This window comes from Microcoleus sp. OTE_8_concoct_300 (genome assembly GCF_031383065.1).
In the GTDB taxonomy this organism is placed as follows: domain Bacteria; phylum Cyanobacteriota; class Cyanobacteriia; order Cyanobacteriales; family Microcoleaceae; genus Microcoleus.
Genome location: NZ_JANMZH010000104.1, coordinates 1 through 11,805, shown reverse-complemented (window position 1 = coordinate 11,805; position 11,805 = coordinate 1). Strand labels below are relative to the sequence as shown.

The 11,805-nt window shown below is 44.6% G+C and carries 12 protein-coding genes; 5 read left to right on the top strand and 7 right to left on the bottom strand.

Annotation, left to right across the window (positions count from 1 at the left end):
- The first annotated feature begins 50 nt into the window (after nt 1-50).
- The 3 genes from ACUVJL_RS04740 to ACUVJL_RS04730 are packed head-to-tail and all read left to right on the top strand — an operon-like array spanning nt 51 to nt 2,236.
- Nucleotides 51-923 carry an Npun_R2821/Npun_R2822 family protein gene (locus tag ACUVJL_RS04740; RefSeq protein ID WP_445244835.1) on the top strand — a complete coding sequence of 291 codons (873 nt, stop codon included), beginning with the start codon at nt 51-53 and terminating at the stop codon, nt 921-923.
- A 12-nt stretch (nt 924-935) separates the two neighbouring features.
- On the top strand, nt 936-1,178 hold the full coding sequence (locus ACUVJL_RS04735) for a hypothetical protein (protein ID WP_445244794.1): 243 nt from the start codon (nt 936-938) through the stop codon (nt 1,176-1,178).
- 35 nt (nt 1,179-1,213) lie between these two features.
- Nucleotides 1,214-2,236, top strand: a complete 1,023-nt coding sequence (locus ACUVJL_RS04730) for an Npun_R2821/Npun_R2822 family protein (RefSeq protein ID WP_445244793.1) — start codon at nt 1,214-1,216, stop codon at nt 2,234-2,236.
- Between the two features lie 3 nt (nt 2,237-2,239).
- On the opposite strand, the gene ACUVJL_RS04725 is transcribed toward ACUVJL_RS04730, so the two are convergent.
- The 4 genes from ACUVJL_RS04725 to ACUVJL_RS04710 all read right to left on the bottom strand — a co-directional run bounded on the left by ACUVJL_RS04725 (nt 2,240) and on the right by ACUVJL_RS04710 (nt 7,226).
- Entirely contained in the window at nt 2,240-3,190 is a 951-nt protein-coding gene (locus ACUVJL_RS04725) for an NAD-dependent epimerase/dehydratase family protein (protein WP_445244792.1), read from the bottom strand.
- 194 nt (nt 3,191-3,384) lie between these two features.
- Entirely contained in the window at nt 3,385-3,759 is a 375-nt protein-coding gene (locus ACUVJL_RS04720; RefSeq protein WP_332957742.1) for a hypothetical protein, read from the bottom strand.
- A 169-nt stretch (nt 3,760-3,928) separates the two neighbouring features.
- On the bottom strand, nt 3,929-5,605 hold the full coding sequence (locus ACUVJL_RS04715; protein WP_445244791.1) for an ABC1 kinase family protein: 1,677 nt from the start codon (nt 5,603-5,605) through the stop codon (nt 3,929-3,931).
- 463 nt (nt 5,606-6,068) lie between these two features.
- On the bottom strand, nt 6,069-7,226 hold the full coding sequence (locus tag ACUVJL_RS04710) for a DegT/DnrJ/EryC1/StrS family aminotransferase (RefSeq protein WP_445244790.1): 1,158 nt from the start codon (nt 7,224-7,226) through the stop codon (nt 6,069-6,071).
- A gap of 127 nt (nt 7,227-7,353) precedes the next feature.
- On the opposite strand from ACUVJL_RS04710, the gene ACUVJL_RS04705 reads away from it, so the two are divergent.
- A complete protein-coding gene (locus ACUVJL_RS04705; RefSeq protein WP_445244789.1) occupies nt 7,354-8,133 on the top strand; it encodes an ABC transporter permease in 780 nt (259 codons plus the stop codon).
- Nucleotides 8,134-8,420: 287 nt separating this feature from the next.
- Entirely contained in the window at nt 8,421-9,068 is a 648-nt protein-coding gene (locus ACUVJL_RS04700; protein ID WP_445244788.1) for a Uma2 family endonuclease, read from the top strand.
- Nucleotides 9,069-9,156: 88 nt separating this feature from the next.
- On the opposite strand, the gene ACUVJL_RS04695 is transcribed toward ACUVJL_RS04700, so the two are convergent.
- From ACUVJL_RS04695 to ACUVJL_RS04685, 3 genes are all read right to left on the bottom strand, one after another.
- A complete protein-coding gene (locus ACUVJL_RS04695) occupies nt 9,157-9,627 on the bottom strand; it encodes a hypothetical protein (protein ID WP_445244787.1) in 471 nt (156 codons plus the stop codon).
- A gap of 124 nt (nt 9,628-9,751) precedes the next feature.
- Entirely contained in the window at nt 9,752-10,519 is a 768-nt protein-coding gene (locus ACUVJL_RS04690) for a hypothetical protein (RefSeq protein ID WP_445244786.1), read from the bottom strand.
- Entirely contained in the window at nt 10,512-11,648 is a 1,137-nt protein-coding gene (locus tag ACUVJL_RS04685) for an AAA family ATPase (RefSeq protein ID WP_445244785.1), read from the bottom strand. The genes ACUVJL_RS04690 and ACUVJL_RS04685 overlap by 8 nt, the downstream gene beginning before the upstream one ends.
- Nucleotides 11,649-11,805: the final 157 nt, after the last annotated feature.

Below are 11,805 nucleotides of genomic sequence, written 5' to 3'. Positions count from 1 at the left end.
CAGAGTTAGAGAAGAGAGAGATGAATTATTCTGATGTTAATGGATTTGATGTGAGTCGCGGTATTTATATTGTTGCGAATGATAAGGTGATGGAAAGTGCGATCGCCCTTTTAAACAGCATACGTCTGTACAATTGTCAAGTACCTGTTTTTCTGATTCCCTTCGACGACAATTATCAGCAAGTCGCAGCCGCACTCAGCAGTCTCCACGGGGTGCGATTGTTCCCAAATCTGGAGTTTGTGGAACAGTTTACCAGAGAAATTGGCCAAAGGTTCGATCGCAACTTTTTAGCCCTCCCCAACAAAATGCGAAAACTCGCCGCCTGGTTTGGCCCCCTTGACGAATTTCTGTACATCGATACCGATATCATCGTCTTTGAAGACATCGCAGACAACTTAAACAAACTATCAGAAGTAGACTTTTTTTGCTGCGACTACCACCACCTCAGCGAAAAACTGCGAAATGTATTTTCACCCGCTGTAAAAGAACAGAATATCTTTACAGACTCACAGCTTCAAGATGTATTTAACAGCGGTTTTTGGGCTTCCAGAAAAGGAACTATTACAGAATCGCAAATGTATGAAATTTTGCGAGAATGTTCCCAGCATCGAGAATATTTTGACTTTACTCAAAATGTCACAGACCAACCTCTACTAAATTATATCATTCTTAAGCTGATTCCCAAGCGCTGCAATCTTGTTAAAGATTCAGCAACCGAACCTGGAAGCTGGGCTGGTTCTAATCATTTTCAAGAAATAGATTATGTTCTTTATGACAAAGGCAAAAAGTTAAAATATATTCACTGGGCTGGAATACCAATTAAATCGGGTAGTCCTTATTGGAAACTTTGGAAACATTATCGTTATCTCAATGAAGAAAAACCAAATTTAGTAGATTTTTTATTTCGGGCTTTCAGTAGGTGAGGATAAGCTCATATGTTGTATGATTATCAACAAGCTTTGAATAACAGGCAAGATGCCTGTTCCACAATTCATAAATTTGGTTGTGTTTTTGACACCAAGCAAGCTGGGAATAACAGGCAAGATGCCTGTTCCACAATTCATAAATTTGGTTGTGTTTTTGACACCAAACAAGCTTTGAATAATAGCCAAGATGCCTGTTCCACAATTCATAGATTTGGTTGTGTTTTTGACACCAAACAAGTTTTGAATGAGTAGAATTCTTCAATCTAAAATCTAAAATCTAAAATCCCATGACTGATGGCATTTATATTCTAGCAAACGATGTTGTGTTCGACCACTTAGTCGCTTTATTAAACAGCCTCGAAGTCAACGGCGCAAAAAATATTCCTGTTTGTATCATTCCCTATGATAATCGAATGAAAAAAGTGCGAGTAGAAATTGCAACTCGTCCTCATGTCACCCTGTTTGAAAATACCGATTCAATCATTTTCTGGGAAGACTTTGCGACTCAAGTTTGGAAAACTCATGCAAAAGCTCAAAAAGTTTGGCAAGCTAAAGGTGGGAAACCAGTTCAATGTTTGGAAATGCACCGGAAATTCTGTTGTTTTGACGGCACTTTTGAGAAATTTATCTATTTTGACGCAGACACTTTGTTAATGGGTTCTCTAGATTACATTTATCAAAAACTAGATGAATTTGACTGGGTAGCAAACGATTTTCAATACAAATCAGACCTGAATTATATATTTGATTTGTCCTCCCCAAAATTACCTCAAATTTTAAATTTGGACGAACTGCAATCTCATACTTTTTGTGCGGGTTGGTTTGCGTCAAAAGCCGGGGTTTTAAATCGAAATAATTGCTATCAATTTTTAGAAAAATTAACATCAGGAGAAGCGGAAATTATGTCTTTAGGGTGTCCTGACCAATCTTTATTTAACTATTTAGTGGCCCGCAGCAAAATATCTTTTTACAACTTTGCATATGCTCAACCCGAACAGGTAACGGGAAATCATTGGTCTTCTCGATTTGAGGTGATAGATGATGTTTTATATGATAAAGGACGGCGGCTTACTTATTTGCATTACATGAGTATTTCGGCTGCAAAAATTAATCAATTGTGTGCTGGTGAAGATGTTGAGATTCCCTACCGAGACGTATTTCTGCACTACCGCTATTTGAATTCGCCGGAAACACAGCCAAAACTCGCACCTCCAAATTTGTTGGTTCGCTTGCAGAGAAATCTCAAAAGTTGGGTAATTCAAAAAGTTAACAATGTTCAATTTAAGTGGCGGAATTTCTGGGATAAATAGTATCTAACTGTACAAAGACTGAATCCACTCCCATTCGCGCCTTAAACCTTCTTCTAAAGCAACCTGCGGCTGATAACCTAAGATTTTCTGGGCTTTAGACACATCCGCGCTAGTGTGCCGCGCGTCTCCCCTCGCAGCTTCGGTAAAATCTATCCGAATAGGTCGATCGACTATCCTCTGTATTGTATCAATAACTTCTTTCAAAACCACCCGACTTCCCCCACCAATATTAAAAACTTCCCCCGCAGCTTCCGGAACCTCAGCCGCCGCTAAATTCGCAGCAACGCAATCGCTGATAAACGTAAAATCCCGCGTTTGCAATCCGTCGCCGAAAATTGAAATCGCCTCATCAAACAAAATCGACTTAAAAAACTTGTGAAAAGCCATATCGGGGCGCTGTCTGGGCCCGTAAACAGTAAAATAGCGCAGGGAAGTAGTCGGAACGCCAAAATTTTTGTAATAAAGTCCGCACAAACGTTCACCGGCTAACTTCGTAATTCCGTAGGGAGAAACTGGCTGCGGACAAGCGTTTTCATTCGTGGGGAAAGCTTCAGCATTTCCGTAAATTGAAGACGATGAGGCATACACAAACCTTTGTAAATTGGGCGCATCTTTTGCCGCTTCTAACAATACTTGGGTAGCGTTAATATTGCGTTCCGTATAACTGCGGAAACCGTCGCCCCAACTGGCGCGGACTCCTGCTTGCGCCGCCTGGTGAAAAATACCCTCTGCATCCGATAAAAGACCTCGCCAATTCAGAGATAAAATATCCCCCTCAATCAATTCAAAACCGGGATATTTTTCTAAATGTGCAGTGTTTTTTCGCTTCAATGCCGGATCGTAGTAATCGTTGAACTCGTCAACACCTATTACCGTATCCCCTCGATTTAAAAGAGTTTCTACTAAATTAGATCCGATAAATCCTGCTGCACCCGTAACAATAAAAATACCCATTCGATTTTAGATTTTCAATTTTAGATTTTATCTGGGAAAGTTTCTAGATATATTTCTACATAAATTGTGAGTCTCTTCTTTCTCTTTCTCTGCGTTCTCTGCGTCCTCTGCGGTTCGTTCAAAAAGCGTCAAGGATAATCATCTAGAACTATCAACCCCATTCCTGCTCAGAAAAAAGGGTTGATAGTTAACTTTCATTGTTCAAAAGAATCCAGATCCAGCGCTTGGGAACCTCCGCGTTCTAGCTCGATCAAAAGCTTGCCCAACTGAGTCCAAACTAGCCAGCCCGTGAGTAGCGTCAGCGGCAAAGCTAGCGCATAACAAAGTAGTTTTGGGAAGCCAAATATCTCCATCCCCGAAGCTAAAAATACACAAATTCCTCCGGCCATTCCCAGAAAAGGTATGACCAATTGCAGCCTTGGCAGGTTAGCCAAGGTGCGAGTAGAACGATTTTTAGACCACTGTTGTACGGCTTGTTTGAGAGTTGCTTCAAATGCTACGCCGGAGGCCATACCTGCTAGTAATCCCGCCGACATTAAAAAATAGGGAGGCTCTGGAAAATAATACACGAATAATTCCTTAGTTTGGGTAATTGGAAGTTGGGAATGGGGAATGGGGAATGGGGAATGGGGAATGGGGAATTGGGCATTGGGAATTGGGCATTGGGCATTGGCAAGAGTAGAATTATTTTTCTTCCTTCTTCCTTCTTCCTTCTTCCTTCTTCCTTCTTCCTTCTAATTAAAATCGAGTTAGCGCGGCTGCTCCTTCTGTGGAAAACTCCGCCAAAGCGCCTAGAGCAACGTTGAAAAGGCGACCTGGTTGCAAGTCTTCCTTGACTAAGTTCCACAGGCTGCGAACTTCTTCGGTGTGGAGTCGATCGTCCTCAATCAAAGCTAAGATTAGCTGGCGTCTCAAAAACGACCCTTCCTCTGACAGCAAAAATTGCAAGCCTAGTTGGGCGGTGGGGAGCAAGTCGAAACTGCGATCGGAGCGGGCGATCGCGATCATGTCCTCCAACCTGTTCCACTGGAATTTGCCATCCTTGAATAATACCTCAATCAGACGCCGCCGCAGTGCCGGAGATTCTCCGTTCAACAAACGCCGTGCTACATAAGGATACGCCACCTCGACTATCTTGAAATCGGGATTCAGGGTCAGGGCCAAACCTTCTTCTGTCACCAGAGAGCGAATAATTAAGGCAAATTTCGCCGGCACTCGGAAAGGATAATCGTACATCAACTCCGAAAACTGGTCTGTAATCGTCTTGAAGTTAAAATCTGACACCTTTTCGCCGACGATATCGCCGAGCACAGATTCCAACGCCGGGACGATCGGCATAATATCTGTATCTGGAGTCAAAAAGCCAAGTTTGACAAAATCCTTGGCTAACTCTAAGTAATCTTTGTTGATCAAATGAACGACAGAATCAACCAAAGTTTCTTTAGTTGTTTCTTCCATCTGATCCATCATCCCAAAATCAATGTAAGCCATGCGGCCGTCCGCTAAGGCAAACAGATTTCCCGGATGGGGGTCAGCATGAAAAAATCCATGTTCCAGCAACTGTCGCAAACCGCTGCGGACTCCGACTTCAATTAAACTATCGGTATCCAAACCTGCGGCTTTAACACGTTCTATATCTGTCAGCTTGATGCCCTCAATCCATTCGAGAGTCAGAACGCAATTTGAAGTATAACGCCAGTAAATACTCGGAACTTTTACTGTCGGGTCATCGGCAAAATTTGTAGCAAATTTCTCGGCATTCCGTCCTTCATTGATATAATCAATTTCCTCGAACAATTTGATACCGAATTCATCGACTATTAAACAAAGGTCGTGACCGAGATTCAGCGGCAACAATGGGCCCAACCATCCAGCCGCCCGGCGCATTAGATAAAGATCAAGGCTCAAGACTGGGAGCAAATTTGGTCGCTGAACCTTGACTGCTACTGCTTCCCCGGTGAGGAGGCGAGCTCGGTAGACTTGACCAAGACTTGCCGCGGCGACAGGTTCGGGGGAGATTTCGCTGTAAGTTGCGCTAATTTTGCGATCGAGTTCCGCTTCAATAATCTCGAAAGCTCGCGCGGAGTCAAAGGGCGGCAATTGATCCTGAAGTTTGATCAATTCTTCGAGAAAGTCTTTGCGGATCAAATCCGGTCTGGTAGAGAGGGCTTGACCGACTTTAATGAAAGTGGGGCCCAAGCGAGTAAGTATTTGTCGCAGGTGGGCGGCCCGTTCCGGCTGGTGTGCTGCGACTTCGTGCTGCCAACTGTCCCACAGCATCCCCAGCACAAAGCCTGCAAAAGACCAAATAACGGTAATTGCGCGCCAAATTGCTTTCCAAGGACGGTTGCGGTAATAATGAGCGATCGCTTGTGGATCGTAGCGTCTAGCCTGAGTGAATTGATACTGAGGCACTCGTTTATTTTCCTCTTATCTTATGAAAATTACAGGTTAAATTGAGAATTGGGCATCGGGCATCGGGCATCGGGCATCGGGCATCGGGCATAAAAGCATCGGGGATTGAAAGTCGAAAATTAAAAGTTAAAACATTAATTATTCTTCCTTCTTCCCTCTTCCCTCTTTCCTCTTCCTGACATCCGTTACATCCGTTACATCCGTTACAGAATCCGTTGCCGAACTTCCTTCTTCATCATTGACCGATCGCATTGCAAGTTTTAGGCGAGCGGAAAATGCACCCGTTCGAGGCGGATTGCCAGCCTAAATTTGTTTCTTTTCATTAAATATAGTACATAAAAGTACAAGTGATCGGTCAAAATACTTAACCGCTCTCCCTAACCGCTGCAAATTTTCACGGCACTGCAACCCTGTAATTCCTCTGTGTTCCTGCGTTTCCCTCGCTGTTGCGATCGCCCCAAAGCTATCGGATGCGATCGGCCTTTGCCAAGCAATCTTTGAGCCCATAAATCGTCCGCTCTTGTTGATCCCTCGAAAGTTCCGGAAACATCGGCAAAGACAAGACTTCGCGACAAACTTGCTCAGCCTGTGGCAACTGACCGACAACATAGCCCAAAGATTTGTAAACAGGTTGCAGGTGCAAAGGTAACGGATAGTAAACCATCGAACCGATGCCGCATTCCTGCAACTGAGCACGCATCCAATCTCGAAAATCGCCAGAGGGATTTGGCGCGGATTCTGGACTTGTCAGCCGGATTGTGTATTGATTCCAAACTCCTTTTGCCAAGGGCAATTCTTTGGGGACGGCAACTCCGGGCACGCGGGAGAGAAATTCGCTGTAAAGTGTCGCGTGAGAACGTCGCTGGGCGTTCCAACTGTCGAGATATCGCAATTTAATGCTGAGAATCACCGCTTGCAGGGCATCTAAACGGCTGTTGTAGCCGATTTCTTCGTAGAAATACCTAGAAGACTGTCCGTGTTCTTTGAGCATTCGCATCGAAGCTGCGAGGGCTCGATCGTTTGTCGTCACCGCGCCACCGTCACCGCAAGCGCCTAAGTTTTTGGTCGGATAAAAACTGAAGCAGCCGACATGGCCGATGCTGCCGACTTTTCGAGACTGCCACTGGGCCCCGACAGACTGGGCGCAATCTTCAATTACGGCTAAATTGTGCCGAGTCGCAATTTCCATCAACCGAGTCATGTCTACCGGTTGGCCGAAGATGTGCACGGGCATAATTGCCTTGGTTTTGTCGGTAATTGCCGCTTCTAGGAGCTCGACATCCAGATTAAAAGTCCCGCTGTCAATATCGACAAATACTGGAGTTGCGCCGACGGCGCTAATTACCTCAGCCGAAGCAAAAAAGGTAAAAGGAGTGGTAATGACTTCATCGCCGGGACCAATTTTGAGAGCACGCAAAGCCAAAATCAGGGCATCGGTGCCGGAGTTGCAGCCAACGCACTCGGAAACGCCGATATAGTCGGCGAAATCTCCTTCAAAACTCTTCACGGCCGGGCCGCCTACGTAGCCGCCAGAGGCAAGCACTTTTTGCACCGCAGTGGTTATCTCGTCGCCAATCTGCGCGTATTGGCGGGTTAAGTCGAGGGGGGGAACATTATTCACTCTTCACACCATAAATTTCAAGCATTATCAAAGCAAATTCTTGCAGCAAAACTGTTTCCCAGAAACGTTTATTCAAATATCTTATATTTGGACAGGCAAACAATCACGTTATCGAAAGGGTGGACTGGTGTTAATTCAGCTAGATTTTACAGATTTGGGTTGGGCTTTGGGGATGGTGGCGATCGCGATCGGGCTTTCGGCGTGGCAGGGATTGGGATTGGAGGGGGCGATCGCGATCGCGGCGGGGCGCACCCTGATCCAGCTAATCTTAGTCGGATACGTGCTCGCAGTCATCTTTGACCCGGAGGGGAAAAATCCTTGGCTGGTTTTAGCAGTTTTAGCAATCATGCTGACAACTGCTAGCATGGTTGCCAGCAACCGCATCAGCAAAAAAATCAAGAACTTACTGCCCTTAGTTTGGGGTTCAATTTTTATCAGTACGGCCTTGACTCTCGCCTATACAAACTTGCTAATTTTGCAACCTGACCCTTGGTACGAACCGCAATACCTGATTCCTTTAGCGGGTATGATTTTGGGCAATGCGATGAACTCTGGGGCGATCGCGGGCGAAAGACTTCTGAGTACAGTTAATAGCAGCCAGTTAGAAATAGAAACCCATTTAAGTTTAGGTTCGACGCCGCAGCAAGCAGTAAAGCAGTACCGCAAAGATGCCATCAAAGCTGGATTAATCCCGCTTTTAAATACAATGACGGTGGTAGGAATCGTGACTTTACCCGGGATGATGACAGGTCAAATGCTGAGCGGTGTCAGTCCTCTCGATGCAGCATCTTACCAGATTTTGATTATGTTTGTGTTAGCGCTGGCAACTGTAATTGCAACTCTACTTTTGACTGAGGGATTGTCCCGGAAGTTTTTCAATCAAGATGCACAATTGATCAAATGGTAATGTGGAAATTGGGCATTTAACTGGTTCCCAGGCTCTGCCTGGGGAACCCATATCCAGAGGCTCTGCCTCGTCGCTTCCCAAAATGGAGGCAGAGCCTCCAGATATGCGTTACCAGGCAAACCCGCACTATTTTTAAGAACAGGCAAGATGCCTGTTCCACAAGACTTAAATTTTCTTGTGGGGTGGGCATCTCGCCCGCCCGAAAAATACAATTTTAACTTCCAGGCTCTGCCTGGGGAACCCATATCCAGAGGCTCTGCCTCGTCGCTTCCCAAAGGAGAACAGCCATGATTCAAATAGCAACTAAACCGCTAACTTTTGAAGAATTTGCGGAATGGAAGCCCGAAAATGCACGTTATGAACTTCACAATGGAGGGATTGTTGAAATGTCACAGCCATTAGGAGACCATGAAGAAGTTATCGGTTTTTTAGCCTCAGAGTTAACTGCTGAGTTTAGAAAGGTAAAACTTCCGTACTTCATCCCCAAACAAGCATTAGTTAAGCCGCCGGAAAACGAATCAGCCTATTCGCCCGATATTCCGATCTTAAATCGCCCCAACTTAGCATCAGAACCTTTATGGCAAAAATTCTCTACTGTGACTCAAGGAGCATCAATTCCGCTGGTTATTGAAGTAGTTAGCACCAACTGGCAAGATGACTACATCAGGAAAGTGGGCGAATATGAACTAATCGGGATTCCTGAATATTGGATTGTGGATTATCTCGGTTTGGGGGGTCGCAGGTTTATTGGCAATCCCAAGCAACCGACTATTTCGATTTATCGGTTGGTTGATGGTGAGTATGAAGTTAGTCAATTTCGGGGAGATGAGACAATCGAGTCGCCCACTTTTCCTGAGTTGAAATTGACGGCGCAACAAGTTTTTCAAGCGGGATTGACTGCGGATGAAATTGCTGGAAATACCGATATCGGGTAGGGACACGGCAATGCCGTGTCCTCTATTTCATCGCCGTATCGTGTATTTTATCCGCCCACTGAGATCGCCTAGGAGGCTAGGCTTATTTCTAGGCTTTGCCCGATCGCCTGATGAGGACACTGACAACTTGTCCCGGCTGTGGGCCTCGCTGCAACTTACTCCAATCCCCGACAGCGGCAAATCCCAGCCTGTACAAAGTGTGGATGGTTTCTAACACGGTTTTGCGGGAACCGACAACCGATATCCGCACGACTTCTTGTTCGGATAATGCTGAGTCGGAGTTTGGACGATCGTCTGGGAGGGCTGGGCTAACGAACGAGTTATCCTCAGGCACGAATTCCTCTGGCATAATATGGTCTCCTGGTTTTTGGTTTTCGAGGAAAACCCAAAAACCTAGCCGCCCCGCACAGTAACGACAAGCAGGGCGGCTGCAGAGAATGCTAAGATTCTCGATCAGCCTCCAGACTGGCCTAAACAGTTTGGCGGTTAGCTGTCCATTGCTGTTGGTAGCAGCTTTGGGCAGTGCAACTAGATTTTCGGGCGACGCGGGCTGCTTCATCTTCCGGCAAAGCAACCTTAATTTCACAGCGTAGGCGCAAGAGGGGGCCGCCGTCAATGGATTTTAGATTTTAGATTTTAGATTTTAGATTGTGCTCCAACAACTCGGACTCTCTCTCTGAAATTTATTCAGCAGATCCAATGATTGGAATTAATCGTTCCTCGATTTCATCAATATAGGCTGTTAAGCCTGTATGAACACCGTTTTTTCGTAGATATTCCAGACTCGTCTCTTCCCAGCACTGTTTTTCGCGCTCCATCTTGCCACCTGTTAGCTTTTCGACAACTACTTTAGGATTTCTAAGGCGATCGGGTTCTTCCCATGAGTTAGAGCGTAGTCTGTGTGACTCCTCGCAAGGATTAAAAGTCAATTCGGTCGTTATCTCTTGAAGAATTTGTTTTTCCTGTTGATTAAATGGAATAAACCCATTCAAGACCCAAGCTTCCCGCATTCTGTCGGGTGTACCAATAATAATTGCTAATTTAGGTTGTGGATCGATCTGTTCTAAACGTGCTTGCTCGATATGTTCTCTTCGCTGAGGTTGATTGTCTAAATCACGCATAAAAATAACGGCTTTAATATCTCTCTTTTGTTTGTGTTGTAGAAAGCTGATTAACTTCATAATTTTATTAGCTGATTGACCATCACTTTTAAACCTTCCATTTGATCTGATGGTGGGGAATTTAAATTTTTCGGAAAAACGTTTAGTTATATCATCGATATTTTTCCAGCAAGAATTCTCTGTGCCAGCTTCTAAACCACTCCATGGAAATAGATGTTGCAGCATCTCAGGTTCTAACCAATCAACTTTATCCACTAAAAGGCGATCGGCTAATTTAGTAGCGGTTCGTGCATCTGCGCTACTTTCCACAATCACCACAAACTCAATCATTTATTTCTCCTGCAACCACCCAATATTCTCCCTCCGCATCCCAGAATTCTCCGGTGGTTAAAGTTTGTTTTGCCCATTCTACATCAGGATGTTCATCCAATCGTTTGCAACGAGTCACACCGGAGTTGTTATTACTTAATACATGAACTTGAGAAGGAATAAGTTCATCGACAATGTAAGGAGAATGCGTCGAAAAAATAATTTGCAGGTTGCTGTTTTCTTGAATAATTTCCTTGAAAACAGCGATTAATTCTCGTTGCGCTTTTGGGTGGAGTCCCTGTTCAACATCATCTAGTAACACTAAATTAGGTTGATTGGGATTCATCAAAACAGTCAGTAATCCGAGAGCGAGCATTGTGCCTTCGCTAATCGCATGGGCTGGAATACGCTTACCAGTATTCATATCTAGAACAACTTCTTGCCCTGCAATTTCCTGACTTTCTTCGTAGGAGATAGATTTGCCATCGACTTCGATTAAGCGTTGGCGATTGACCATAACTTTAGCTCGCCTTACCCCTACCTCGCGTACACCTGGTACAATCCGTTTCAACATTTCCTGTAAAGATTGAAATTTATCTGGAGCTTCGTCACGAAGATAATCTAAGGTAGGTGCTAACCCAGAACCATCGAACTCAACTCGCGGTGTAATTGCATCACTGTAAGCTGCTTTAGTAAGATTACTGGCTACGAGCTTCAGGTGAACTGAGTATCTCAAAGATTGGGGAATTGGATATTTAGCATCGCTTAATGAACTTTGCCATCCTTCCGCATTTCCCGGATCTTGATCGACCTTCCATGATGCTGTCGGGAACCAAGGAGAACTAACGCTTTGTTGCCGCCAGTTATAGGAAGCTTCCCAATGCTTCTGATTTGTGTATCCCCAAAAACCACTTGCATTAACAGACATATTATCTTGCCCAATTGTTGTAATAAATTGAGGCGATCTTTCATGCTGAAAAATATTTTTAAATGATGAATTAGCAAGCCGACTGAGATAATGCAATGCTTGCAAAACTGATGTTTTACCAGAACTGTTTTGTCCTACCAGTGCGTGCAGGCGTGAACTATCTAAACTAAGTTCTGTATCCTTATGACTTTTGAAGTTATGAAGTTTGACCTTTTCTAGCATTTGATTGCTAACATCCTTTTATACAGTTTGATTGCCGAGCTTGTAGTGTGTGTTCGGATGTTCTAAGGATCGTGAATTAAATAATTTGCATAAGCCTGTGGGATGGGCGTCGAGCCCCGCGCGTATATAAGGGCGAGACGCCCCAACCACAAAAACA

Excerpts from the sequence above, each read along its gene's own strand:
- ACUVJL_RS04735 (WP_445244794.1), top strand. The coding sequence starts at position 936 with ATGTTGTATGATTATCAACAAGCTTTGAATAACAGGCAAGATGCCTGT.
- ACUVJL_RS04730 (WP_445244793.1), top strand. The coding sequence starts at position 1,214 with ATGACTGATGGCATTTATATTCTAGCAAACGATGTTGTGTTCGACCAC.
- ACUVJL_RS04725 (WP_445244792.1), bottom strand. The coding sequence starts at position 3,190 with ATGGGTATTTTTATTGTTACGGGTGCAGCAGGATTTATCGGATCTAAT.
- ACUVJL_RS04700 (WP_445244788.1), top strand. The coding sequence starts at position 8,421 with ATGATTCAAATAGCAACTAAACCGCTAACTTTTGAAGAATTTGCGGAA.
- ACUVJL_RS04695 (WP_445244787.1), bottom strand. The coding sequence starts at position 9,627 with ATGAAGCAGCCCGCGTCGCCCGAAAATCTAGTTGCACTGCCCAAAGCT.
- ACUVJL_RS04690 (WP_445244786.1), bottom strand. The coding sequence starts at position 10,519 with ATGATTGAGTTTGTGGTGATTGTGGAAAGTAGCGCAGATGCACGAACC.
- ACUVJL_RS04685 (WP_445244785.1), bottom strand. The coding sequence starts at position 11,648 with ATGCTAGAAAAGGTCAAACTTCATAACTTCAAAAGTCATAAGGATACA.